At 62.0% G+C, this 23,572-nt stretch carries 24 protein-coding genes; 7 read left to right on the top strand and 17 right to left on the bottom strand.

What is annotated here, in order from left to right:
* Positions 1–21 precede the first annotated feature (21 nt).
* Complete coding sequence (locus CCOY_RS04350; protein WP_141761168.1) at positions 22–207, bottom strand: hypothetical protein; 186 nt, start codon at positions 205–207, stop codon at positions 22–24.
* Between the two features lie 114 nt (positions 208–321).
* Here CCOY_RS04350 and CCOY_RS04355 point away from each other — a divergent pair, with 114 nt between their 5' ends.
* Positions 322–1,824 (top strand): SLC13 family permease, encoded by a 1,503-nt coding sequence (locus CCOY_RS04355; RefSeq protein WP_092101995.1) that lies wholly within the window; start codon positions 322–324, stop codon positions 1,822–1,824.
* Positions 1,825–1,834: 10 nt separating this feature from the next.
* Here CCOY_RS04355 and CCOY_RS04360 read toward each other — a convergent pair whose 3' ends face one another.
* Entirely contained in the window at positions 1,835–2,230 is a 396-nt protein-coding gene (locus tag CCOY_RS04360; RefSeq protein WP_070819982.1) for a hypothetical protein, read from the bottom strand.
* A 27-nt stretch (positions 2,231–2,257) separates the two neighbouring features.
* On the opposite strand from CCOY_RS04360, the gene CCOY_RS04365 reads away from it, so the two are divergent.
* Positions 2,258–3,376 (top strand): YihY/virulence factor BrkB family protein, encoded by a 1,119-nt coding sequence (locus CCOY_RS04365; protein WP_092101997.1) that lies wholly within the window; start codon positions 2,258–2,260, stop codon positions 3,374–3,376.
* Here the strand turns inward: CCOY_RS04365 and CCOY_RS04370 are convergent, their stop codons facing one another.
* Complete coding sequence (locus CCOY_RS04370; RefSeq protein WP_092102000.1) at positions 3,377–5,008, bottom strand: peptide chain release factor 3; 1,632 nt, start codon at positions 5,006–5,008, stop codon at positions 3,377–3,379.
* 47 nt (positions 5,009–5,055) lie between these two features.
* Here CCOY_RS04370 and CCOY_RS04375 point away from each other — a divergent pair, with 47 nt between their 5' ends.
* Positions 5,056–5,595: an NADPH-dependent FMN reductase gene (locus tag CCOY_RS04375; RefSeq protein WP_092102003.1), complete on the top strand. Its 540-nt coding sequence runs from the start codon at positions 5,056–5,058 to the stop codon at positions 5,593–5,595.
* On the opposite strand, the gene pth (CCOY_RS04380) is transcribed toward CCOY_RS04375, so the two are convergent.
* Complete coding sequence (gene pth, locus CCOY_RS04380) at positions 5,579–6,091, bottom strand: aminoacyl-tRNA hydrolase (protein WP_371325997.1); 513 nt, start codon at positions 6,089–6,091, stop codon at positions 5,579–5,581. The two genes, CCOY_RS04375 and pth (CCOY_RS04380), sit on opposite strands and share 17 nt — an antisense overlap.
* Before the next feature lie 16 nt (positions 6,092–6,107).
* Between pth (CCOY_RS04380) and CCOY_RS04385 the strand changes: the two genes are divergently transcribed.
* A complete protein-coding gene (locus CCOY_RS04385; protein WP_092103030.1) occupies positions 6,108–6,992 on the top strand; it encodes an NAD(P)H-dependent flavin oxidoreductase in 885 nt (294 codons plus the stop codon).
* A gap of 23 nt (positions 6,993–7,015) precedes the next feature.
* The gene (locus CCOY_RS04390; RefSeq protein ID WP_070614923.1) at positions 7,016–7,345 is read left to right on the top strand and encodes a hypothetical protein; all 330 of its coding nucleotides are present in this window, start codon (positions 7,016–7,018) and stop codon (positions 7,343–7,345) included.
* Here CCOY_RS04390 and CCOY_RS04395 read toward each other — a convergent pair.
* The 3 genes from CCOY_RS04395 to pth (CCOY_RS04405) are packed head-to-tail and all read right to left on the bottom strand — an operon-like array spanning position 7,342 to position 9,263.
* Positions 7,342–7,902, bottom strand: coding sequence for a DUF6891 domain-containing protein (locus CCOY_RS04395; protein ID WP_244268705.1), 561 nt, complete (start codon positions 7,900–7,902; stop codon positions 7,342–7,344). The two genes, CCOY_RS04390 and CCOY_RS04395, sit on opposite strands and share 4 nt — an antisense overlap.
* 10 nt (positions 7,903–7,912) lie before the next feature.
* The gene (locus CCOY_RS04400; RefSeq protein WP_070819989.1) at positions 7,913–8,713 is read right to left on the bottom strand and encodes a fumarylacetoacetate hydrolase family protein; all 801 of its coding nucleotides are present in this window, start codon (positions 8,711–8,713) and stop codon (positions 7,913–7,915) included.
* A gap of 4 nt (positions 8,714–8,717) precedes the next feature.
* Positions 8,718–9,263, bottom strand: a complete 546-nt coding sequence (pth, locus tag CCOY_RS04405) for an aminoacyl-tRNA hydrolase (RefSeq protein WP_244268706.1) — start codon at positions 9,261–9,263, stop codon at positions 8,718–8,720.
* Between the two features lie 109 nt (positions 9,264–9,372).
* On the opposite strand from pth (CCOY_RS04405), the gene CCOY_RS04410 reads away from it, so the two are divergent.
* A complete protein-coding gene (locus CCOY_RS04410; protein ID WP_092102009.1) occupies positions 9,373–10,422 on the top strand; it encodes an HNH endonuclease signature motif containing protein in 1,050 nt (349 codons plus the stop codon).
* Between the two features lie 43 nt (positions 10,423–10,465).
* On the opposite strand, the gene CCOY_RS04415 is transcribed toward CCOY_RS04410, so the two are convergent.
* The 8 genes from CCOY_RS04415 to CCOY_RS04450 all read right to left on the bottom strand — a co-directional run bounded on the left by CCOY_RS04415 (position 10,466) and on the right by CCOY_RS04450 (position 19,161).
* Positions 10,466–11,110, bottom strand: a complete 645-nt coding sequence (locus CCOY_RS04415) for a 50S ribosomal protein L25/general stress protein Ctc (RefSeq protein WP_070422621.1) — start codon at positions 11,108–11,110, stop codon at positions 10,466–10,468.
* A 128-nt stretch (positions 11,111–11,238) separates the two neighbouring features.
* Positions 11,239–12,573 carry an MFS transporter gene (locus CCOY_RS04420; RefSeq protein WP_092102012.1) on the bottom strand — a complete coding sequence of 445 codons (1,335 nt, stop codon included), beginning with the start codon at positions 12,571–12,573 and terminating at the stop codon, positions 11,239–11,241.
* On the bottom strand, positions 12,566–13,579 hold the full coding sequence (gene hisC, locus CCOY_RS04425) for a histidinol-phosphate transaminase (RefSeq protein ID WP_092103033.1): 1,014 nt from the start codon (positions 13,577–13,579) through the stop codon (positions 12,566–12,568). The genes CCOY_RS04420 and hisC overlap by 8 nt, the downstream gene beginning before the upstream one ends.
* Positions 13,580–13,587: 8 nt before the next feature.
* On the bottom strand, positions 13,588–14,928 hold the full coding sequence (locus CCOY_RS04430) for an amino acid permease (protein ID WP_070451137.1): 1,341 nt from the start codon (positions 14,926–14,928) through the stop codon (positions 13,588–13,590).
* Between the two features lie 3 nt (positions 14,929–14,931).
* Positions 14,932–15,378 carry a hotdog fold thioesterase gene (locus CCOY_RS04435; RefSeq protein WP_092102015.1) on the bottom strand — a complete coding sequence of 149 codons (447 nt, stop codon included), beginning with the start codon at positions 15,376–15,378 and terminating at the stop codon, positions 14,932–14,934.
* A gap of 75 nt (positions 15,379–15,453) precedes the next feature.
* Complete coding sequence (locus CCOY_RS04440; RefSeq protein WP_070422625.1) at positions 15,454–16,431, bottom strand: ribose-phosphate diphosphokinase; 978 nt, start codon at positions 16,429–16,431, stop codon at positions 15,454–15,456.
* A gap of 10 nt (positions 16,432–16,441) precedes the next feature.
* On the bottom strand, positions 16,442–17,881 hold the full coding sequence (gene glmU / locus CCOY_RS04445) for a bifunctional UDP-N-acetylglucosamine diphosphorylase/glucosamine-1-phosphate N-acetyltransferase GlmU (protein WP_083279453.1): 1,440 nt from the start codon (positions 17,879–17,881) through the stop codon (positions 16,442–16,444).
* 65 nt (positions 17,882–17,946) lie between these two features.
* On the bottom strand, positions 17,947–19,161 hold the full coding sequence (locus tag CCOY_RS04450) for an MFS transporter (RefSeq protein ID WP_092102018.1): 1,215 nt from the start codon (positions 19,159–19,161) through the stop codon (positions 17,947–17,949).
* A 53-nt stretch (positions 19,162–19,214) separates the two neighbouring features.
* Between CCOY_RS04450 and CCOY_RS04455 the strand changes: the two genes are divergently transcribed.
* Positions 19,215–20,702, top strand: a complete 1,488-nt coding sequence (locus tag CCOY_RS04455) for a multicopper oxidase family protein (RefSeq protein ID WP_244268707.1) — start codon at positions 19,215–19,217, stop codon at positions 20,700–20,702.
* A 93-nt stretch (positions 20,703–20,795) separates the two neighbouring features.
* Here the strand turns inward: CCOY_RS04455 and CCOY_RS04460 are convergent, their stop codons facing one another.
* Both CCOY_RS04460 and CCOY_RS04465 read right to left on the bottom strand, forming a co-directional pair.
* Positions 20,796–22,616, bottom strand: coding sequence for a hypothetical protein (locus tag CCOY_RS04460; RefSeq protein WP_143028466.1), 1,821 nt, complete (start codon positions 22,614–22,616; stop codon positions 20,796–20,798).
* A gap of 175 nt (positions 22,617–22,791) precedes the next feature.
* A complete protein-coding gene (locus tag CCOY_RS04465; protein WP_167594514.1) occupies positions 22,792–23,418 on the bottom strand; it encodes a DUF3558 family protein in 627 nt (208 codons plus the stop codon).
* Positions 23,419–23,572: the final 154 nt, after the last annotated feature.

The raw sequence follows: 23,572 nt of genomic DNA on the forward strand, positions 1-23,572 counted from the left end.
CCTGCGAACCGGGTGTGCCGTTTAAACGATGATGGAGATTGCGTTGATGACCGAATCCCATAACGCCACGACAGAATGGCTCAGATCGTTTAGCGACGCTTGCCACGATGCAGGCAACCAGGCGTCAGCGGCGCCGTTGCCGAGCGCATTGCGGAAATCTTGTGCACCATGATGGATGTTGTACGTCAACAGTGAACTCAAGCCCATGATGGCCATGCTACGCGCCCGTATGCAGGGTAAACAGTACACGCGTCACATTTTGAAGGCCGATTTGGTGAGACTAATGTTTATGCAGGAACAACCACTTCAAGGAGGAAGACCGTGACAACGGCAGTCGCCCCCGCAGACAGCCCCGAACAGCAAGCCTCACACAAACTCAACACCGGAAAAACGATCGCGTTTTTCCTCTCATTTATCGCACTGGCCGCTGTGATCCTGACCCCCATCGCAGGGCTTGCCATGCCAGCGAAGATCGCACTCGGCATGCTTGCGTTTGCCGTGATCATGTGGGTCTCCGAGGCCGTGTCCTACCCGGTCAGTGCGGTCATGATCGTCGGGCTGATCGCAATCATGCTCACGTTCGCCGTGGACCCCGAAACAGGCGAAGCGATCGGTGCCTCCAAGGGCCTGAGCATCGCCATGAGCGGCTTCTCGTCCTCGGCGGTGGCGCTTGTTGCTGCGGCACTCGCGCTGGCGACCGCCATGCAGGCAACCGGCCTGCACCGTCGCCTGGCGCTGTATGTGCTGAAGTTCGCCGGCGAGAAAGTTTCCAACATTGTCATCGGAGCGATTGTTATCTCGATCATCCTGGCGTTCTTTGTCCCGTCCGCAACCGCACGCGCCGGCGCCGTCGTGCCGATTCTCATGGGCATGGTGGCCGCCTTCGGTCTGGCCAAGGAATCCAAGCTCGCCGCGCTGCTCGTGATTACGGCAACCCAGGCGGTGTCCATCTGGAACGTCGGCATCAAGACCGCTGCCGCGCAAAACCTCGTGGCTGTCGGCTTCATCGAAGACCAAATGGGCCAGACCATCTCCTGGGGCCAGTGGTTCATCTGGGCCGCACCGTGGTCGATCCTGATGTCCATCGCCCTGTACTTCATCATGCGTGCCGCCATTAAGCCTGAGGTGGAGTCGATCGACGGGGGACGTGAGCTCGTCGAAAAGCAGCTCGCGGAAATGGGACCCATGACCGGCGCGGAGAAGCGCCTCACCGCCATCGCAATGTTGCTGCTGTTCTTCTGGGCCACCGAAGGCGTGCTGCACCCGATTTCCTCCGCAACCATCACCATCGTCGCCGTCGGCTTCATGCTTATGCCGGTCATTGGCGTGATGGACTGGAAATACGCCCAGGAACAGATCAACTGGGGCACCCTCGTCGTGTTCGCCGCCGGCATCTCCCTGGGCAAGTTCCTGCTGGACACTGGCGCTGCAACCTGGCTGTCTGAGGCAACCTTCGGCGCTATCGGCCTGTCCTCGATGCCGATCCTCGCCGCGATCGCCCTGGTGTCGCTGTTTAACATCCTGATCCACCTGGGCTTCGCCTCCGCAACCTCGCTTGCCTCCGCGCTGATCCCTGTGTTCATCGCCCTTGCAGCCACCCTGGACGTGCCCAACGGCGGCATCGGATTCGTAATCATCCAGCAGTTCGTCATCTGCTTTGGCTTCCTGCTGCCGGTCTCCGCACCGCAAAACATGCTGGCCTACGGCACCGGAGCGTTTACCTCCAAGCAGTTCCTGCGCACCGGTATCCCACTGACCATCGTGGCCTACCTGCTCATCCTGCTGCTGTCCGCCACCTACTGGAACTGGATCGGACTGGTTTAGTCACGCCGTATTACTCCAGGATAAGGCCCAGGTGCAGCGTTGAAAGTTCGTGCTCGCCTGGGCCTTTTGCTAACCCCGCAAACTCGGCGGCGGTCTCACGTGTGACGGGGATGATCCAGCCGTACTTCGGATCCAGCACAGGCTCGGACCTGCGGTCCACCGGCACAAACGTGACGGAGCGTTCGTTGGGGGAGGTGAGTTGCACGGCGTCGTCGATACGCGAAAGCTCCTCGAGTGCCCTCGCTGAGGTGGTCACGATGATGATCTTCTCGTTGGTATCGGGCGCAAGCCGCGCCGTGTGCACCTGCAGCGTATCGACGACCACCGGCACCACCCGCCCCGGCAACTCCACCAGCCGAGGCTGGTTCAACCCGAAAAGTTCACGCGCGCGGTCGATGATTCCCATGACAAGGGAGTGTATAAGGTGACCAGTATGTCTGAATCGCACCGCGTCGACATGGTGATGTCGTACGGCACCGGCGACCTCGTCGTCACACCCCACGACTACGAAACACCACTGCGCCGCGGCAACCGCCTCACACGCGCCGGATGGAAATCCATCTTCCGCCGCGTGGTCACAGACTTTTCCAACGACGCCATGGTGGACCGTGCCGCCACCCTGACCTACTACACCCTGCTGTCGGTCGCGCCGATGCTGCTCGCCGCATACTCCATCTTCAGCCTGCTCATGCCGCGTGGCGACGACATGGCCGACTCGATCATCGCCGACCTCGTCGCCCAATACGTACCGGCGCAACTGCAGGAAGAAGCGTTCCAGCTCATCTCCGCCATCGTGGCCACGCCGGCGGAAAGCACCATCGCACTTGCGGTGTCCGTGATCATCTCGCTGCTATCCGCCTCGGCCTACGTGCGGTCGTTTTCCCGCAACGCCAACCTCATCTACGGCCGCACCGAAGGCCGCCCTATGGCGGTGACCTGGGTAACCATGTGGCTGGTCACAGTAGTCATGGTCGTCGGTGCGGTGGTGATCATTTTGGGCGCGTTGCTGACGGACTCCATCGTCAACGCCGTGTTCGGGCCGATCGCCCGGCCGCTGCAACTGGAGGAGGAGCTGCACTACCTCACCGCAATCTTCCTGCCCGTCTGGGACTACCTGCGCGGCCCTGTCATCGCGGTGGTCTCGGTGGCGCTCGTCTCCGTGCTGTACTACTTCGCGCCCAACGTTAAACCCGGCAGGTTCCGCCTGCTCACCCTCGGCTCGGCGAGCGCACTGCTGGTCGTTGGCGCGCTGTGGGTCGGGTTTTCCTGGTACCTCAAACTCGTCGGCGTGCGCAGCACCTACGGTGCGTTCGGCACCGTTTTGGCGGTGCTGGCGTTGATCTGGCTGATGAACATCGTGCTGCTCGAGGGCGTGAAAATCGACGCCGAAGTCCTGCGCGCCAAAGAACTCCAACGCGGCATGGACTCACGCCGCCACATTCAAGCGCCGCCACGATCCAACGTCGGGGCGGCGTGGCGGCTGCAGACTCGCCGGTGGACCGACCGCATCGCCGACGACATCCTGCAGCAACGCGAGGAGTCGGCGCAGTAGCTAGTCGGCGATGAGCGGCTCGATGGTGAGCTCCGGGTGCTCCTTCTCGACGAAAGCCAGCTTCCACTTGTCGCCGAACAGCGCGATGATCTCGCCGTCTGTACGCGTGAAAATTTCCACCCCGCGTTGGCGGCCCAGCTCGGGGGCGGAATCGGCGTCGGTGCGCCGGGCCACGGAGTAGGGGATCGGCTCGGTGACCGTTTCCACGTTGTACTCGTTTTCCATGCGAGCCTGCATGACCTCGAACTGCATGGGGCCGACGGCGGCCATGACCGGGGCGGCGTCGCCGCGCGTGTCGTTGCGCAGGATCTGCACCACGCCCTCGGCATCCAACTGCTCGAGCGCCTTGCGGAACTGCTTGTACTTACCCAGCGACTTCGCGCGCAGCGTCCGGAAGTGCTCCGGGGCGAACTGCGGCATCGGCGGGAACTGGACCTTCTTACCGGCGTAGATCGTGTCACCCGGCGCCAGCGCGCCCGCGTTGACCAGGCCAATGATGTCGCCCGGGAACGCCGTTTCCACGGTGTCGCGGTTGCGGCCGAAGACGGTCAGGGCGTACTTCGTGGAGAAGCTGCGGCCGGACTGGGCGTGCGTGACTTGCATGCCACGGTCGAACTCGCCGGAGACCACACGCATAAACGCCAACGTATCGCGGTGGTTCTTATCCATGCCGGCCTGGACCTTGAACACCACGCCGGAGAAATCATCGCCGACTTCGCGCTCAGTATCCATCGCGGTCGTGGAGGCTTCCACCGCCTTCGGGTCAGAGGCGCGGCCCTCGGGTGCCGGTGCGATTGCACACAGCGTGTCCAGGATCTGGTGCACGCCGAAGTTCAGCATCGCGGAGGCGAAAATGATCGGGGAAGTGATGCACTGTTCGAAGAGCTGCTGGTCGTGGACGGCGCCGTCGGCAAGCAAAAGCTCCGCTTCCTCGACAGCGGTCTCCCATACGTCGCCTTCCTTCGCGGCGGCCTCGTCGGTGGAGTAGTGCTCCTCCGGTGCGATGGTGGAGCCGCCGGCGGTGCGGGTGAAGTGCACGTACCCGTCGATGTCGCCGTCGCGGGAGACATGCGCCAGCCCCCGGAAGTCGCCCGCTTCGCCCACCGGCCAGTACAAAGGCGTGGGTTGGAGGTCGATTTCGGTGACGATCTCGTCGACAAGTTCAAGCGGCTCACGCCCCACGCGGTCCCACTTGTTAATCACCGTGACAATCGGAAGCCCGCGCGCCTTGCACACACGAAACAGTTTCAAGGTCTGCGGCTCGAGGCCCTTCGCCGCGTCGATCAGCATCACCGCAGCGTCGACCGCAGAAAGCACACGGTAGGTGTCCTCGGAAAAGTCCGCGTGGCCCGGAGTATCGACGAGGTTGACCACATACGGCTCACGCTCGTGCCCCTCCGGCGCGTACTCGAACTGCAAGGCGGACGACGCGACGGAAATGCCGCGCTCCTTTTCCATCTCCATCCAGTCCGACACCGTCGACTTGCGGTTGCCCTTACCGTGCACCGCACCGGCTTCCGAAATCACATGCGCGTGCAGCGCCAGCGCCTCCGTCAACGTGGACTTACCCGCATCCGGGTGGGCGATAACAGCGAACGTGCGGCGGCGGGCGGCCTCGGAAACAGTGCTCATGGGGCGCTAGCTTATCGACGACCCACCCACCGAGTACAGTCGCGTACATGACAACAATTGGCGTAATTCTAGGATCCATCCGTCAAGGCCGCGTCGGCGAAGGTGTCGCCCACTGGGTACGCGACACCGGCAACGCCCGCGACAGCGTCGAGTACCGACTCCTCGACCTCGCAGAGTTCAACGTCCCGGCGCTCACCGCCGCCACCGTGCCGGGCGCCGCCAACAAACAGTACGACGACGAAGCCGTCACCGCCTGGTCAAACGCCATCGACGCCTGCGACGGCTTCGTCTTCGTCACCCCCGAGTACAACCACTCCATCCCCGGCACCATGAAAAACGCCTTCGACTCACTCGCCTCCGAGTGGGCAGGCAAGCCGGTCGCGTTCGTCGGCTACAGCGGCACCGGCGCGATTCGCGCGATCGAGCACTGGCGTCAGATCGTCGCGAATTTCTCCATGTTTGACATCCGCAACCAGGTGGGCATCAACATCTTCGGCACCGACCTCGAGGAAGAAAAGGCCGCCAACACCGACGCGCTGGGCACCGTGCTTGCCGACCTAGAGCAGGCAATTAGCGCGCGTGGATAACGTTCTGCGCCTTCGCTAACCCCTCGGCGACGATCAGGCGGGCGGCCTCCGCCGCGGTTGCGATGTCCTCGTCGCCGGAAACCTCACTGAGCACCCAATCAGGCACCGCCGTACCCGCTGGCGGGCGGCCAATACCAATGCGCACGCGGACGTAATCGCGCGTCCCCAGGTGCTCCGTAATCGACTTCAGACCGTTATGGCCGTTTTCGTTCCCGCCCAACTTCACGCGGACTTTGCCGGCTGGGAGATCGAGCTCGTCGTGAAGCACAATGATCCGCTCCGGCGGGATGTTGAACTTCCGGACAAGGGGAGCGACCGCCTCACCCGACAGATTCATATACGTCTGCGGCTTGCAACGCGCCACACCGTCGATCTTCGGCAACTCATCGAGCGCCAAAAAGCCCACATTGTGCTTCGTGCGTGCATACTCCGCACCCGGGTTACCCAACCCCACAACCAGCCAATCAGCCTTGGGACGTCTGAAAAAACCAAACACGTGCCACACTGTACCCATGGAATTTCCACGCGTGATCGCAGCACCCATGGCCGGCGGACCATCCACACCCGAACTCGTCAACGCGGTGTCGTTCGGCTTCATCGCGCTCGGCACCTGCAGCGTATCCCAGGCACGTTCATGGCTAGTGGCGTGCGAAGCACCGTTCGGCGCGAACCTCTTCGTGCCACAACCCGAGCCATTGCCTGACGACGTCCACCGCACCGCCCACCACCTCCAACAGGCAGTTCCGGCACTCGAATCCGACTACGCCGAAAAGTTCGCCGCCGTGCTGGAGGCCGCACCCGCCGTTGTGTCCTCGACGTTCGGCTGCTTCACCGAAACCGAGATCGCACAACTGCATGCGGTCGGCTCGGAAGCCTGGGCGACAGTAACCAACGAGGCCGAACTGCACCAAGCCCAAGCGAGAGGAGTCGATGGCGTGATCATCCAGGGCCCACGCGCCGGTGGCCACCGCGGCACCTGGAGCCAACACGACGACCCTGACCAGCGCTCATTGCCGGAGTTGCTCGCGGATCTGCGGCCCCTCGCCACCGTTCCCGTAATCGCCGCCGGTGGCATCCGCAACGCCGAAAACGTGGCCGCGATCGACGTGCCCGTCGCCTGCGGCACCGCATTCCTCCTCGCCGACGAAGCCGGCACCAGCCAACGCAACCGGGAACTCCTGCGCACCGACACACCCGCCGTGGTCTCCCGCGCCTTCTCCGGACGGTGGGCGAGCGGTGTGGAAACAGATTTCACGCGGGAAAATCCTGACCTGCCGCCGACCTACCCGTATTTACGGCCGATGACCAGGGATAACGACTACTGCCTCGTCGGCGCCGACCGGGGAGCATTGATGGCTGCACCGGCTGCCGAGATCGAGCGGATGCTAACGCCCTAGACAGCTGTTGCGATGAGAAAGGTATGAAGCTTTCCAAAATCGCAATTGCCACCGCAACGACCGGCGCGCTCGCACTGGGCGCGCTCGCCCCGGCAGCCAGCGCGGCACCGGCGGCTCCGGCCGCTCCTGCTAACCATGACGGCGCCTACAGCGGCAGCGCCTGGGGGCTTTACAACTTCCTTGTCACCAACATCATCAACGGCGCCGAGCAACTCAACGGTGGCGCGAACAAGAGCGGGACGGAGAAAGCTCCTGGGGTGATGCTGAGCTCCGCACCGTTTCTCCTTCTGCTGTTCCCGCTGCAGTTAATCGCAGAAGCAGAAGTTCGCCTGCTCGATCAGCTCGGCTTCTAATCCGCGAGCGGGAGCTCGACGACGAGCCCCTCACACGCCACACGCTCGGTAGGTTTGCCGCCCCACATCGGGGTCAGGCCAACACCGCGAAGCGCTTCCACGAGCGATTCGGCCGCCTCAACGGAGCTAAACCCGAAGTAAAGCTCGCCGGTGTGGATGACCCGATCCACGTCCTGGTTCGTGCAGTACACATAGCCGCTGCGGCCATCATTTTCTGCCTGTTCGGCGGCTTCCTCGGCGCAGTCGCTTTGAGTAAGCCCCTCGTCGAACGAGAACGCGAGGTTGCGCTCAGCCAGAGAGTCGCGGAGCGTATCAAGGCGCTGCGCGTCCTCGGAAGCTTTGGGGATGAGGTTGGCGTACTCGGCGCGGATGTCGTCGATAAGCACATCGAGCCCAGGGACCGGATCGCCGCCGTTATCGTCCTCAAAAAACGCCTCGATCTCGCCGGTACTCCACCCATGGCACAGCATGAGCGAGATGTCGCCCTCGCATGACTGCGATTCGTAGAGGTTATCTGACGGCGGATACTTGCTGGTCAACATCGCGTGCTGGCTCATGGGCACGAGGCTAGCAAGAAATCACGCGGGTCGTGTTCTCGATCGCACCAAGGCCCTCGATCTCAACACGCACCGTGTCGCCATTTTTCAGGTAGCGCTTCGGATCACGCGCGTGGCCAACACCGTCCGGGGTGCCGGTGGCGATCACATCACCCGGTTCCAGCGGATACAGATGCGAGATGAACTCGATGAGTTTCGCGGGGGTGAACACGAGGTCGTCGGTACGCGAATGCTGCATCACCTCACCATTAACCGTCGTCGTAATCGCGGGACCCGGCTGCCACTGCGTATCCAGCCACGGGCCGAACCCCGCCGTCTTCTCCAACGACTTGCCCTGGTGCCACTGCTGCGTGCGCTTCTGATACGTGCGCTGCGTGTAGTCGTTGATCACGCTGTAGCCAGCAATGTAATCCGCACCGTTGGACACATGGCGCGCCCGCTTACCGACGACCACCGCCAACTCACCCTCAAAATCCAACGACTCCGCATTGAACTCCGGCACCTCAGCGTCGTCATACGGCCCAACGAGCGCCTCCGGGAACTTAATGAACAGCGTCGGCACATCCGGCTGCTCATGCCCCATCTCCGCGATATGCTTCGCGTAATTTAGCCCCACGCAAATGATCTTGCCGGGGCGCGGAATCACCGGCGCCAAATCAGCGGGGGAGAAGGTAAACTCCTCGCCCTCCTCGAATTTTCCCGCGTGCAAAAGTGCGCCGACGTCGGGGGCGTTGAGTGTGACGGCGCGGGTGTCGTCGATAAGCCGTGCCGCGGTGGTGGTGTTTCCAGTCCTGATCGTTGCAAGTCTCATGCCGCTAGCCTAACGCGCGCAGAATCTCATCCGCCGCGTCCGCAGCCGCAATTGCGAGATCTACCTGCTCTTTTGTACTGAATGGTTTCAGCACATAATCCGCCGGCGCCATCCGTCCGGGCGGGCGACCGATGCCGACGGCGACCTTGTTGTACGGCTTGTTCAGCGCCTTGGTCACCGACTTCAGCCCGTTATGGCCGTGATCGCCACCGCCGAGACGGATCTTCACCTCGCCGAGGTCCAGATCGAGCTCGTCGTGAATCACATACACGTCTTCCGGCTTCACGCCGAAATAATCTGCGAGCGCCTTCACCGGCCCGCCCGAAACATTCATGAAACTGCGCGTGCGCGCAACGATCACACGGTCCTTGGCCAGGCGTCCCGCCGCCAACTCCGCCACCTCGGTGTTAGTGCGCTTGTGTGCCGACAAGGTTGCGGGCATCGGGGTGGCGCGCTCCAAAAGCTCATTGACGACGACCACACCCGCGTTATGCCGCGTATTTTCATACTGAGGGCCAGGATTTCCAAGACCAACGATCAGAACAGTCACGACGCACATAGTACTTCTCACCAGCGGTTTGTGGAATTTGGTGTTGGAGTTATCCACATTTTTGTGGTGGGTCTTGTGCGGTGGTTTCTCGCTTCGTAGCGTTTATGCCATGGCATTTGTAGACCTTCTCGGCTTCCGGCTTACGGACATCGCCGATTTCGACCGCGACACAGCCCTTGCTGCCGGGCTGAACCCGTCGCGCATCCGAGAATGGTCACGCGTACACGACGTCTACTTCGGGGCAACAAAATTCACGCGGAAACAATCCGACGCACGCCACATGGCAGCAGATACACCCTTGGATCAGTTGTGTTTGATTGAACGCAAACTCGCGGTGGTTGAAGATGCGGCGAAGCGTTGGCGGTTGCGCTTTACCTTGTTGCAGTTCGAGGGCCGCTTCGACGCGCTCTCGCGCTATGCCGATCAGGTTATTGACGCGAAGAAACCCGCGCCTGAAAAGCAAGTACGGTTTTCTCGTGCTCGCGAAGGGATGGCCACGCTGCACTTGACGCATTCGGCACGCAATATTGCTGATATTGAGCACACGCTGCGTGAAATGATCGACACGGAACTGCCGCCAGCCGGCCAGATGGCTGATGCACTCATGGGTATCTTGCGCGGTGAGGGCGACGGCGGTGGGGTGCCGCATGCAGTACCACGGCCGATTGTTATGGTCCCGCTTCCCGAATGGACGCGGATCCAATCCGGTGCCGGTGACGAGGTCACCTTGACCTTGACGGATGGCACCACCATGACGGGTGCGGAATTTCTCGCGCAGCAATTCGGCGACGAGCTGGAAGTCGCAGCGTTTCACCCGACCGAGGGTGCAGTCAACCTGTATCGCACGCAGCGGTTTGCCAATGGCAAGCAGCGTGCGTTGGCATCCATGATGTCGCCAACGTGTCCGGTGCCCGATTGCCGGCATGGGGCTGACAACTGCGACATGCACCACATCCAGGCCTGGCGCCACGGTGGGGAAACCAACCTTGCCAACCTCGTGCCGTTATGTCGGTTCCATAACGGGCGCAACGACGATGACCCGCGTGAAAACCGCTACGGGCGAATACAGATCCGAGATGGGATACCGGTGTGGGTATCGCCGGGAGGGTCGGTCGTCGAGAAGCATCCGCCCGGAGCCATGCAACAACTCTTCACATAACGAAAAAGCCCGCCAAAAAAGCGGGCCAATCGTCGTGCCGAAATTACTCGGAAGCTTCCTCACCAGCCTCAGAAGACTCAGCGCCAGCCTCAGCGCCGCCCTCCTCAGCAGCCTCAGCCTCAGCCTCGAGATCCTCATCAACCTGCTCGAAGGTGATGTTGACAAGCAAGTTCTCCGGATCGGTGATCAGCTCCGCACCCGCCGGCAGCTCGAGATCGCCAGCGGTGATCTGGTCGCCGATCTCCTTGCCCTCGATGGAAACGGTGATCTCGTCCGGGATAGACAGAGCGTCGATCTCGATCTCGACAACGTCGGCTTCCTGGAACACAACAGCGCCCGGAGCAGCCTCGCCCTCGGTGACAACCGGAACCTCGACGGTAACCTTCTCGCCACGCTTAATGCCGAACAAGTCAATGTGGTCGATCTCGAGAGTCAGAACGTTCTGGTCGACGTGCTTGACCATGGCGAGCAGCTTCTCACCATCGAGCTCAAGCTCGACGATGGCGTTGGTGCCGTCGTTACGCACAATCGCAGTCATCTCAATACGATCAACAGCGAAGTGGATGTTCTCAATGCCCTTTTCGTACAGGACACCCGGGATCTTGCCATCGCGACGCAGACGACGTGCGGAGCCCTTGCCGAACTCCTCGCGACGCTCACCCTTGATAACGGTTGGGGTAATAGCCATGTTGTACTCCTTCGGTTGGAAGGGCCACAGGCTTTGCCTGCGACCACTTAACGGATTGTGCTCGTCGAGTGATCGCATAGTGGATCTTCATCGCGTCGATAACGGCCCGAAAGCCCTCGCCGAGACTGCTACAGGCTACCAGCCGACTTTTCCCACACAAAATGCCCCGCCGCCTGGGCGTCCTCATGATCATGTCCAAGCGGGATGCCGGTGCGATCACGCACAAGCAGCGTAACGACGAACCCCGTCAACGTCGCCGCCATCAAATACACCGTAATCGCCACCGTACCACCAGTAGCCTCACGCAACGCAGCCGCAATCGTTGGAGCAAACGCACCACCAAGAATTGCACCCAACGCGTACGAAATCGACGCCCCGGACGCCCGGACCGAAGCCGGGAAAAGCTCCGCGTAGAAAGCGCCAATCTCGCCGTACGTCAGGCCCAGGCCAACGGTGAGGAAAATCAACGCCGCGGTGATCTTTGCAATCGAACCCGTATCGACGAGCGGGAACAACACCGCAACACCCGCCGCCTGAACCACAAACCCGATCGCAAGCGTGCGCTTACGCCCGATGTAGTCCGAGACCCACCCGGCGAACGCGGTAGTGAACAACCACACCGCAGCCGATGCAGTGACAGCCCACAGAATGTCCCCGCGTGAAAGCCCGATACCGGCAGGGTCAGTGACGTAATTTTGGATGTAACCGCCGGTTGTCATGTAGCCGACCGTTCCGTTTGCGGCGAAGATCAGGGCGGCTGCGAGGACAACTCCCGCGTGAGATTTGAACAGGCCGCTGATGGGGCTGCGGGTGCCGGTCTCGCGCATCTCCTCGACGACGGGCGATTCTTCGACGCCGGTGCGGATCCACCAGCCGAGGAACGTCAGCGCGATGGACAGCAGGAAGGGAATGCGCCAGCCCCATTCGACGAAGGCGTCACCGGGGGCGACGGCGGTCATCAGGGCGAGCATGCCGGAGGACATGAGCAGGCCAGCGGGAACACCGACCTGGGGGCCGGCGCCGTAAAGGCCGCGTTTGTTCACAGGGGCGTGCTCGACGGCGAGGAGGACTGCGGAGCCCCATTCGCCGCCGGCCGATGTGCCCTGCAGGATGCGCAGGAGAATCAGTGCGGCGGGGGCAAGCCAACCGATGGTGTCGTAGGTGGGCAACAGGCCGATAAGCGTGGTGGCGGTGCCCATCGTGAACAGGGTGATCATGAGCACGCCGCGGCGCCCGAATCGGTCGGCGTAGTGGCCAGCCAGCACCGCACCGAGCGGGCGGAACAGGAAGGACAAGCCGACGGTGAGGAAGCTCACGATCGTCGCCGCAGCAGGTCCGAGGGGACCGAACATGGTCTGGTTAAACACCAAACCGGCGACGGCGGCGTAGAGGAAGTAGTCGTACCACTCGATGGCTGTGCCGATGGTGGTCGCCGCGATCACGCGGCGGCGCTCACTACGCACGGTCCCATGCTTTCAGGAAGGCGTCGGTTTCGGCTGAGTTGGTGACGGTGACGCGGATACCTTCCGGGAAAGAACGCACCAGCACGCCCTCTGCCGCTAGCCGGTCAGCTTTTTCACGCGGGAAATCCGGCAGCCAGATGAAGTTGGCTTGGGATTCGGGGAGGTTGAGTGCGGTGGTGAGGTGTTGGCGTTGGGTGATGGTGTCGTCGATACGCGTTTGCAGCTCGGAGGTGGCTTTGAGGGAGGCGAGGGCTGCGGTTTGGGCGACGGCGTTGACGGAGAAGGGGACGGCGACTTTGTTGAGGGCGCTGATGATGTCGGCGGGGCCGAAGGCGTAGCCGATGCGGGCGCCGGCGAGGCCGTAGGCTTTGGAGAAGGTGCGCAGGCCGACGACGTTGGGGTAGCGGGTGATGACGTCGGTGGCGACGGGGGTGTCGGTGGCGCGGTTGTATTCGAAGTAGGCCTCGTCGAGTGCGACGAGGATGTCGGATGGGACGGCGTCCATGAAGGTTTCGAACTCGGCGTTGGTGATGGTGGTGCCGGTTGGGTTGTTGGGGTTGCACACGAAGATGAGTTTCGTACGTTCGGTAATCGCTGCGGCCATGGCGGGCAGGTCGAGGCGGTGCTCGGCGTCGAGTGGGATGGCGACGGGGGTTGCGCCGACGATGCGGGCGAAGATGGGGTAGGCCTCGAAACTGCGCCAGGGGAAGATGATTTCGTCGCCGGGCTGTGCGGTGATTGTCGCGAGTTGTTGGCACAGGGCGGAGGAGCCGGTGCCGACGGCGACCTGGTCGATGGTCACGCCGAGGTGTTCGGCAAGGGCGGTGCGGATGTCGGTGGCGCCCATGTCGGGGTAGCGGTTCATGGAGCCGAGGGTGTCGCGCATCGCCTCGAGTACGGAGGGCAGTGGGCCTTCGGCGCATTCGTTGGAGGAGAGTTTGATGGCCTGGTCGTTGCGGGCTCCCGGCACGTAGGCGGGGATGGTGTCGAGGTCTGGGCGGATCATGTTGCGGGTCATGCGTTGCTCCTGCGTTGGGTTGTCAACCAAATGAGGCCGAGGGCGAGGATCCAGCCGAAGAGTGTGGCTAGACCCATGCGGTAATCGGGAAGAATACCCATTAGTACGAGTACGAGGGCGAAAAATGCGATGCAGATCCAGTTCGCAACTGGGTAGAACGGGGCGGGGAATTTTGTGTTGCCGGCGTGTTTGCGGAAGTTCAGGTGGGATAGGCAGATGCCGGCCCAGGTGATCAATTCCGTGCCGACGATGATGGCGAGCAGGATGGCGAAGATTTTGCCTTCGAAGAAGTAGTTGAGGATGACGACGACGCCCATGAGGGTGGCGTCGAAAAGCAATGCTTTGGTGGGCAGACCTTTGCGGTTGGTTTCGGCGAGGGCTTTGGGGGCTTGGCCGTTGCGGGCGAGGTCGCGAAGCATGCGGGCGCCGGAGTAGGTCATGGTGTTGAGCACGGAGAACACGGCGACGACGATGACGACGTTCAAGGCGGTCGCTGCGCCGGAGAACCCGACGCCGGTGAGTACGCGGATGAACGGGCTTTCGTTGGTGTCCTGCTCGTTCCACGGTGCGAGCAGCAGGATGGTGCCGATGCCGCCGAGGTAGAACACGAGGATGCGCCACACTACGGAGTTGACCGCGCGGGGAATTGCCTTGTCTGGGTCGTCAGCTTCGCCGGCGGCAGTGCCGATGGACATGATGCCGCCGAAGGTGAAGGTCACTGCGACGAGTGCGAACAGGACACCGGAGATGCCGTTTGGCATGAATCCGCCGTGGTCGGTGATGTGTTGCAGGCCGATGGCGGGTTCGGATCCGACGCCGAAGACAAGCGCGAGGCCGAGCACGATCATGAGGACGAGTGCTGCCACTTTGATCAGGGAAAGCCAGTATTCGGTGGTGGCGAACACGCGCACGTTGAGCACGTTGAGGACGACGACGAGCAGCAGCGAGACTAGCGCGGTGACCCAGTGGGGGATGTGGGGGAACCAGTAGTCCAGGAAGGTACCCATGGCGGTCAGTTCCAGCATGCCGACGACCACGGTGGTGAACCACCAGTTCCAGCCGGTGATAAATCCGGCTCCGCGGCCGATGAATTCGCGAGAGTATGCGGCAAACGAGCCGGAGACGGGGTGTTCGACGGCCATTTCGCCGAGCATGCGCATGAGGAAGTAAACGATGACGCCGACGATGGCGAAGGAGATCAAGACGGCGGGGCCGGCGTATTGGATGGAGCTGGCGGAGCCGAGGAAAAGTCCGGTGCCGATGGATGATCCGAAGGCGATCATCATCAGTTGGCGGCTTTTGACGCTGCGTTTGAGTCCTTGTTCTTGGAGGCTCATGGGTTAGTTTCCTGTCGGGGGACGTGAGGTGGTGCGGGAGAGTCCGCGGAATTCTGCGATGACGGTGTCGCCGTCGTAAAGGGTGACGTCGGACAGTCCGTTGCGGCCCCATTGGTGGTGTTCACGGGCGACGCCGCGGATGGTGCGGCCCATTTTCGCGGGTGCGAGGTAGATCATTTCGGATTGTGCGCTGACGGTGGGGTCAGTGCGGCGCGAGTTGCAGGCGCCACCGAAGAGGGCGTCGGCGAAGGTGAACAGTACGCCGCCTTGGCAGACACCGAATCCGTTTGCATGCCGCTTATCGACGACAAACTCACCTTCCGCCACGCCTGGCTCTAACCGTGTGATGATGGCGCCCAGATACTCGAGGGTGGCGTCGCCGTCGTACATGGCTTTGGCGTGCTCAAGCTCTGGGGTGATTTCTACGGATTCGGCGTAGCGGTTGTACATGAGAATGTGTCCTTTCCCTAAGCGTGAAGCCGGGGCAGCGGTGAAGCTGCCCCGGCTGTCGCGGTCAAGAGTGGTTTAGGCCTGGCCCTCGAAGAGGGTGGTCACGGAACCGTTTTCGAAGATTTCGCGGATGGTCTTTGCCAGCAGTGGTGCGATCGACAGCACGGTGAGGTTCTTCCAACCTTCGGTGTTTTGCGGCAGGGTGTCGGTGGTGATGACTTCCTCTGCGCCGCAGTCGCTGAGGCGTTCGCGGGCCGGGTCGGAGAAGACACCGTGGGTGCAGGCGATGACGACGGACTTCGCGCCGGCTTCCTTGAGCACGCCGACGGCGCCAGCGATGGTGCCGCCGGTGTCGATCATGTCGTCCATGAGGATGCAGTCTTTGCCCTCGACGTCGCCGACGACACGGTTGGAGACAACCTTGTTTGCGGCGTCGATGTCGCGGGTTTTGTGGACGAAGGCCATGGGGGCGTCGCCAAGCATGTTGGCCCACTTCTCAGCGGACTTCACTCGGCCGGCATCCGGGGAGACCACCACGAGGTTGTCCAGCGAGTACTTGGACTTGATGTAGTCCACCAGGATCGGCTGGGCGTGCATGTGGTCGACCGGGCCGTCGAAGAAGCCCTGGATCTGGTCGGTGTGCAGGTCGACGGAGACGATGCGGTCCGCGCCTGCTGCGGAGAGCAGGTCTGCGATGAGGCGGGCGGAGATCGGCTCGCGGCCGCGGTGCTTCTTGTCCTGGCGTGCGTACGGGTAGAACGGCAGGATCGCGGTGATGCGCTTCGCGGAGCCACGCTTGAGCGCGTCGATCATGATCAACTGCTCCATGAGCCACTTGTTCAGCGGCTGTGCGTGGGACTGCATGACAAAGCAGTCGGAGCCACGGACGGACTCTTCGAAGCGGATGAAGATTTCGCCGTTGGCGAAGTCACGGGCGGTGGTGGGCACGAGCTCGATGCCGAGTTCGTCTGCTACGGCCTCTGCCAGTTCCGGGTGCGCACGCCCGGTGAAGACCTTGAGGTTTTTGTGGCTTTCTGTGGAGTAACCAGTCATGTTTGAACCTTTACTTCTCGCGTGCTTTCTTTGCAGCTTCTGCCGCGTCGGATCCGGGGCGGCGCTTTTCTACCCAGCCCTCGATGTTGCGCTGGTGGCCCTCCTTGATGGCGAGCGCGCCGGCTGGAACATCTTCCGTGACTACTGTACCCGCGCCGGTATACGCGCCATCACCGATATTGACCGGTGCGACAAACATGGTGTCTGAGCCGGTACGGCAGTAGTCGCCGATGGTGGTGTGGTGCTTGTTCACTCCGTCGTAGTTAGCGAAAACGCTGGAGGCGCCGATGTTGGAGTGCTTGCCTACGGTGGCGTCGCCGATGTAGGTCAGGTGGGGCACCTTGGAGCCTTCGCCGATCTTGGCGTTTTTGGATTCGACGAAGCCGCCGAGTTTGCCGCGGGCGCCGAGTTCGGTGCCGGGGCGGATATAGGTGAAGGGGCCGACGGTGGCTTCTTCACCGATGACGCCGAGTTCGCCTTGGGTGCGTACGACGGTGGCGCGGGCGCCGACTTCCATGTCGGTCAGGGTGGTGTCGGGGCCGATTTCGGCGCCGTCGCCGATGACGGTGGAGCCCCACAGTTGGGTGTTGGGGTGGATGATGACGTCGCGGCCGATTTCTACCTCGACGCCGATCCAGGTGGTGGCCGGGTCGATGACGGTTGCGCCGTTGCGCATGGCGCGCTCGACGAGGCGGCGGTTGAGTTCTTTGCCTGCTTCGGCGAGTTGGACGCGGTCGTTGACACCGGCGAGTTCGCGGGCATCAGGTGCGATGAAGGCGGAGACTTTGCGGCCGTCGTTGCGGGCGATGCCGAGGACGTCGGTGATGTAGAACTCGCCTTGGGCGTTGTCGGGGGTGACGCGCGCGAGGGCGTCGCGAAGCACGGTGGCGTCGAAGGCGAAGACACCGGAGTTGACTTCGTGGACCTTGCGTTGTTCGTCGGTGGCGTCTTTTTCTTCGACGATTTCGAGCACGTCGCCAGCTTCGCCGCGGATGATGCGGCCGTAGCCAGTGGGGTTGTCGAATTCGAGGGAGAGCACGGTCACGGCGGCATGCTCGGACTCATGCTTTTCGACGAGCGCCTGCAACGTCTCCGGCGTCAGCAACGGCACGTCACCGTTGGTGACCACGACGGTGCCGTCGAAATCCGGAATTGCCGACAGGCCGACCTGCACTGCGTGGCCGGTGCCGTTTTGCTCCTCCTGGATCGCCTGGCGGATCTCCACGTGCATCTGCTCGGCGATGTGCTCCACGGCTGGGGCGACCTGGTCGCGCTGGTGGCCGACCACAGCAACGAGGTAGGTCGGTTCCACACCGGCTGCGGCGTGCAGCGAATGGGAGAGCAGGCTGCGCCCGCCGATTTCGTGCAGCGTCTTTTGGCGGTCGGACTTCATGCGGGTTCCCGCGCCGGCCGCGAGCACGACAACGGCGCGATCGGAGTGGTTAGGCACTCGATTACTCCTTGGGGGTGGACGTTTTGAGATCGGCCCCAAGCATAACGCCTATGGGCTCTGGCCTACTTGTTTGCCGAGACTTCCTTCAGGTTCGCGGCACCAAACACACCGGCGTAACCAACAACAGCCAGGAAGATCAGCGCTGCCTGCGGGCCGAGCAGCACAACCGCCGAGGAGATTGCGCCGACAACGAGCAGGACGATGCCCATGACGGTGTTGGCGGCACCCGTGATCATGGTGCGCCTATCGCCGTCGGCCATGTCTACCAGGTAGGTCTTGCGGCTGACCCGCACTGCGGTGTGGGCGAGGTTGACCAGGAAGAAGCCTAGGGGCATGACCCAGGCGTTGATGGTGTCGTCGACAAGCTGTGCGCTGGCAACGAGCAGGATGAGCACAGTGGACGCGAAACCTGCAGCCCACGCCATCATGCGTTTCGACGACCTGTCCGACAACCGGCCCGAAACCCGCCCGCCAAGCAGTGACGCGCCGCCGGAGGCGACGATGAACGCACCGAGGCCTGTGAGGTCGGCGCCTTCGCGGCTGCCCAACACGACGATAAACGGGGTGGAAAGCGCGGTGACCAGCATGAGCGAGCGCACGATGAGGAATCGTTGCAGGTCGCGGTCGGAGGTGACCAGCTTCCACATGTCGTGGAAGCCTTGGCCGTTGGAGGTGTCGGTGTCGGGAGTGGGCTCGTCGATACGCATGAACACGAGCGAAGCGAGCGCCCACATCGACGCACCGCCGGCGAGCAGCGCGGCGAGTGACCACTGCGGAAGTTCGTTGGGGATAAACGACAGTGCGAGACCGATCGCGAGAGTGAAACCGCCGGCGAGCGCGGTGGCGCGACCGGTGATGTCGCCGCGGTGGCCTTTGGAAATCGTGCGGCCCTGGACATCTTTGCCTGCGATGGAGCAGATGGAGCGAAACACCGCGTGCACCGCAAGCAGGACAATGACTGCGATGCCGAGCGCACTTCCCTCGAGCAACAGCGCGCTAAGCGCAATGCCGGCAGAGGCCAGCGCTTGGCCCCACGAGCCGATCAACCAGACTCGTTTGCGCGAGCTTTGCGACGTCACCCACGGGCTCAAAAACGCCTGCGGCAGCATCGAGCCTGACTCGCGAATTGGCACGAGAAACGACGTGAACGCCGCCGGCACCCCAGCAGCATTGAACAGCCACGGCAGCACCGTTTTCGGGGCGACTACCTGATCGCCAATGTTTTGTAAGCCGTTCGACCAGATGAACCGGCGGGCATTCGCTTCCTCGTTACGCATATATCGGGATAGTAGGATCATTCATGGTTTTCGGCGAGTTTTTGGAGGACGTAATGGCTTTTTCTCGACGCACATTTTTTAAAGGGACCGTTTTCGCCGTTGCAGTCGCAGCCACGGGTGCTGCATTGGCTGGGTGCTCGACATCAAACCAGCCCACCCCGCGTGGTGCCGACGCCGAAGCACGCCCGCTGCCTATCCCGCCGCTGTACGAAGGCACACTCGACGGCAACGTGCGCCGCTTCGAACTAACCGCCCAGGAAGGCGAATCCGAAATCATCCCTGGTGTCATGACCAAGACTTGGGGATTCAACGGGCCGTTCTTGGGCCCGACGTTGTACATGCGACGCGGCGAGCGCATTGAAATGACCGTGCACAACAACGTGCCGGAGCCGACCGTTGTGCACTGGCACGGCCTGCACCTGCCGGCCGCTGCGGACGGGGGACCGGCGCTGATGTTTGACCCGGGTGAGTCCTGGTCGCCGTCGTGGACCGTCGATCAGCCCGCCGCGACCTGCTGGTATCACCCGCACCCGCACGAGATGTCCGCGGTGCACGCCTACCGCGGCCTTGCCGGCGGGCTGATTGTCGACGACGACACCACCGCCATCCCCGGCCTGCCCGCCGACTACGGCGTCGACGACATCCCTGTGATCCTGACTAACGCCCAGTTCACCGAAGACGGCCAGCTCGACGAGGACCACGGTTGGGTCGGCGACACCGTGGTGGTCAACGGCATCACCAAACCGCGTTTCGAGGCCACAACCCGCCGCGTGCGTCTCCGCGTGCTCAACGGTTCCGTGTTGCGCTTCCACCACCTGACGCTGGGTGTGCCGTTCAAGATCGTCGCCACTGACCAGGGGTTCCTCGATTCCCCGGTGGAGGTCGACGGCGTGCTGCTTACCCCGGGCGAGCGCGTGGAAATCGTGGTGGACCTGGAGCCGGGCAAGGACCTGATGTTGCGTAGCGACGGACTCCCGGACCTCGGCGGCTTGCCAGATAAAGAAACCGCCGACTTGTACGGTGCGCGCGATACTTTCGACCTGCTTGAGATCGCCGCCCCGTCTGAAGACGCACCGGCGTCGCCTGCGTTGTCGGAAACGTTGGTGCCGTTGGACGTGCCGTCGTCGGCAAGTGTGGAGCGCGAGTTCCGACTCAATGGCATTGAGATCAATGGCCAAACGATGGACATGTCGCGCGTCGACTTTGTCGTCGACCACGACGGGCCTGAGATCTGGCGCGTGACCAACGAAAACGAGGATATGCTGCACAACTTCCACATCCACAACGCACGCTTCGCCGTACAAGGTGTTGAGGGTGGGGAAGTGGAGTTCACCGCGGGCTGGCACGACACCATCGACGTGCCTCCGCTGTCTACGGTGACGTTGCTTGTGGAGATCGCGTATCACCCCGACCCCACCTTGGCCTACATGTATCACTGCCACATGCTCAACCACGAAGACCAGGGCATGATGGGCCAATTTGTCATCGTTGAGCCTGGCCAAGAACCGGACCTTGCACTCCCGCACGGCCACGAGCATTAGATTGCTTCTCGACGACCCCACGCCCCGGCGCGAATCCCACCGGGGCGTGTTTTCGTTTCGGGTTTCTGTTTCGAGCGTTGCCGCTCGCGGTGGCTATCGGCGCACGTTGTAGCCGATGACCTCCGGCAGCAATAGTGGGGCGTCGCCGAGCAGTGCCTTGAGGTTGCCGTCGCGCTCGACCGCGCTGGTGACTGTCTTGACCTTGGCGGCGGCCTTGTCGGATGCGCGACCGTTTTGGTTGCGCCCGGCCATCATCGGTTGCCCGGCAATGACACCACCGCCGCGGTGTGCGCCTGCCGCATTGTTCGCGGAGTGCGCGCCGTTTGTGGCGTGGGCACCGTGTGCGCCGTGTGCGCCGTGTGCACCGTTAGCTGTGCCGGAGCCTGTTGGCGCGTGCCCCGTCGAGCCGTGCGGGGTAGCACCGTGAGCACCCGGCGAACCGGCGCCGAAACCGGTACTTGGACCGACACCAGCACCGGCGCTCACGCCGCCGCCCGTGCCGAAACCCGGACGACCGGCGTGCATGCCGCCACCTGAGTAAGTGCCAGCACCTGCTCCGGCGCTTCGGCCAGTGCCGATGCCATTTCCAGCTCCACGGCCGCTAACAGCCTGGGAAGCAGGGGAGCCCCCGCGGGAACCGCCAGGCACTCCAACCCCGGTGCCTACGCCCATCTGGTTTCCACGAGCAGCGTGCCTTCCAGTGCCTGCAGCGTTGCTGGGCCCACCAGCTATTGGAGCGAATCCACCCGTACCGCTATTGGTGCCGGCGGATGCCCCGCCCGAGTTCGTCCCACGTGTGGTTGCAGGGGTGATAGCACCGGTGAACGTTGGGCTGTGCGCACCTGGGTGCGCGCCAGCAGAGATCGCACCTGGGGTCGGAGCCATCGCATTTGTGCTTGGCGGTGTCAGCACTGCCGACGCAGCCTGCGTAGGCGTAGCACCTGCCGGAATGGAGTCAAGCACGTTTGGCGAGGGCCGCCCCATGTTCTGCAGAACCTCTGACGGTGTTTTCGCGTTTGCGATATCCCCGTAGCCACGGTTGATCAGCGCATTCTGGATTGGTTCCGGCAACTCTGCTGGTTCAAATGCGGGCGCTGCTGGCGAGGGAATGCTATCGACGCTGTAGGAGTCCCCAGACATCTCCTTCAACTCCGGAAGTAGACGGTTAAACGTCGGGATCGCAGCGACCAAGTTTGATGTCATTCGCGCCGGAAAGTTGAGCAGGTACGCCTGCTCGATCGCAAGCTTTTCCTCCGGCGACGGTGCAGCGTCATATGCCATCACGGTGCTGGATGCGATGAGCTTTTCGGCGTCTGCGGCGTCGGCAAGCATTGCGGTGTGCGCTGCGAGGGAGCGCGAGTTAGCCACGTATTCCATACCCGCGTTCTGGACCTGTGTGATGGTGCGCATCGCATTGCGAATCCAGGATGTCTCTGCCGACGAACTCAACGCGTGCTGGACTTCGTTGAGCTCCTCCATCGCATCGGCGATCAGTTCTGCATTTGAGTTCCAGAACTCGGAAGCAGACATCGCACGAGAAGTGTCGGTCTCCAACAACTTGGCGTGCAAGGCGTGCAGCGACGAATCACCAGTCGCGACTGCCGCCGGGTTTGCAAACGTGTTGGTTTTCGGATCGACCGAACGCGACTTCTGCAGGAGCTCAATCAGTTGTGGCTGCACCTGGTTAACGCGCCCCTCAAACACCGGACCGAGCGACGCCAACGCACCGGACAGAGAGTCATCCGTCCGCAACGTGTTGTTCAGTGCGGTTTCAAGAATGTTCGCCGTACCCAGAAGGTAGGTTGCGACCGCTTGATTTGCTTCTGGTGCGTTTACATCCCCGATTGGGCTCAGAGTACGCCCTGCATCTGCGAGGCCACTGACCTGTGAAAATGAAGTTAGTGGACTGGTCATACCTGCATGGAATTGAACCGACAGGCTGTCTCCGATAGCTCGAAGCTGTTGTACCGCTGATTCGATTTGGTCAACATCAATAAGGATCCCCATAAATACCCCCAAATATTCCGATTTTGCTAAAGGTTAGCCGATCATCCGTCGCTATGGAAGAGGATGTCCAATAAAGTGGACATCAGTTTCCTGATGAGTGAGCTGCAAAGAGATTTTCCAAAGCCTTTTGGGCTTTTTCACAATTGGATTCACGCGAACCCGACAGCTCGATTCCGGCCGCGATTATCGTCAGTGCTCCTCGAACAGTGTCTACCTGTGCGAAACAGCCTGTACTTACTCCGAGACGGGGGCTGAAAATATACATCTCTGGAAGAATCATTGACTGACGTTCTTCCTCTGTCCCATACGCATCTTCGATTACAGAACGACTGGAGTTGTTGTTGGAGATAGTTACAGAATCTGCGCCATTGTTAGAGCGCAAACTGCACATCTTCAGTCCACCCGAAATGTCTGAATATTCCTTCGGAAGTGGCTCCACATCCTCGAACCCCGCTGCGGTGAACTCCTCCTGCGTGATTTCCGTGCAGGGATCGAAGATGTCGTCGCCGATTGTGTAAGGGTCGAAGTCGCCGATTTCTAGCACGCCGCTTTTGAACACGAATGCCTGTGCTTGAGGCTTATCCGCCGCAGATTCGGGTGGTGTGCCGGATTCGATGTTGGGCGTGGTGTCGTCGTTAAGCGGTTGCTCTGTAGTGCACCCCGAGAGCATCACGCATAGAGCTGTAGAAAGTATTGCGGATCGTTTCATTTCCCCTCCCCATATGAAAAAGCTTCCCCACCAGGACTCGAACCTAGAATGACGGTACCAAAAACCGTAGTGTTGCCGATTACACCATGGGGAATAGCATCGCTGATTGTAGACCACATCCCGTGGCAACCAAAGATGGGGTGTGTCGGAGAGG

The organism is Corynebacterium coyleae, assembly GCF_030408635.1.
In the GTDB taxonomy this organism is placed as follows: domain Bacteria; phylum Actinomycetota; class Actinomycetes; order Mycobacteriales; family Mycobacteriaceae; genus Corynebacterium; species Corynebacterium coyleae.

Bases quoted from the DNA above. Each gene is read 5' to 3' on its own strand.
- CCOY_RS04350 (WP_141761168.1), bottom strand. From the start codon at position 207: ATGGGCTTGAGTTCACTGTTGACGTACAACATCCATCATGGTGCACAA.
- CCOY_RS04360 (WP_070819982.1), bottom strand. From the start codon at position 2,230: ATGGGAATCATCGACCGCGCGCGTGAACTTTTCGGGTTGAACCAGCCT.
- CCOY_RS04365 (WP_092101997.1), top strand. From the start codon at position 2,258: ATGTCTGAATCGCACCGCGTCGACATGGTGATGTCGTACGGCACCGGC.
- CCOY_RS04370 (WP_092102000.1), bottom strand. From the start codon at position 5,008: ATGAGCACTGTTTCCGAGGCCGCCCGCCGCCGCACGTTCGCTGTTATC.
- CCOY_RS04375 (WP_092102003.1), top strand. From the start codon at position 5,056: ATGACAACAATTGGCGTAATTCTAGGATCCATCCGTCAAGGCCGCGTC.
- CCOY_RS04385 (WP_092103030.1), top strand. From the start codon at position 6,108: ATGGAATTTCCACGCGTGATCGCAGCACCCATGGCCGGCGGACCATCC.
- CCOY_RS04390 (WP_070614923.1), top strand. From the start codon at position 7,016: ATGAAGCTTTCCAAAATCGCAATTGCCACCGCAACGACCGGCGCGCTC.
- CCOY_RS04395 (WP_244268705.1), bottom strand. From the start codon at position 7,902: ATGAGCCAGCACGCGATGTTGACCAGCAAGTATCCGCCGTCAGATAAC.
- CCOY_RS04400 (WP_070819989.1), bottom strand. From the start codon at position 8,713: ATGAGACTTGCAACGATCAGGACTGGAAACACCACCACCGCGGCACGG.
- CCOY_RS04410 (WP_092102009.1), top strand. From the start codon at position 9,373: ATGGCATTTGTAGACCTTCTCGGCTTCCGGCTTACGGACATCGCCGAT.
- CCOY_RS04415 (WP_070422621.1), bottom strand. From the start codon at position 11,110: ATGGCTATTACCCCAACCGTTATCAAGGGTGAGCGTCGCGAGGAGTTC.
- hisC (WP_092103033.1), bottom strand. From the start codon at position 13,579: ATGATCCGCCCAGACCTCGACACCATCCCCGCCTACGTGCCGGGAGCC.
- CCOY_RS04430 (WP_070451137.1), bottom strand. From the start codon at position 14,928: ATGAGCCTCCAAGAACAAGGACTCAAACGCAGCGTCAAAAGCCGCCAA.
- CCOY_RS04435 (WP_092102015.1), bottom strand. From the start codon at position 15,378: ATGTACAACCGCTACGCCGAATCCGTAGAAATCACCCCAGAGCTTGAG.
- CCOY_RS04440 (WP_070422625.1), bottom strand. From the start codon at position 16,431: ATGACTGGTTACTCCACAGAAAGCCACAAAAACCTCAAGGTCTTCACC.
- CCOY_RS04450 (WP_092102018.1), bottom strand. From the start codon at position 19,161: ATGCGTAACGAGGAAGCGAATGCCCGCCGGTTCATCTGGTCGAACGGC.
- CCOY_RS04455 (WP_244268707.1), top strand. From the start codon at position 19,215: ATGGCTTTTTCTCGACGCACATTTTTTAAAGGGACCGTTTTCGCCGTT.
- CCOY_RS04460 (WP_143028466.1), bottom strand. From the start codon at position 22,616: ATGACCAGTCCACTAACTTCATTTTCACAGGTCAGTGGCCTCGCAGAT.
- CCOY_RS04465 (WP_167594514.1), bottom strand. From the start codon at position 23,418: ATGAAACGATCCGCAATACTTTCTACAGCTCTATGCGTGATGCTCTCG.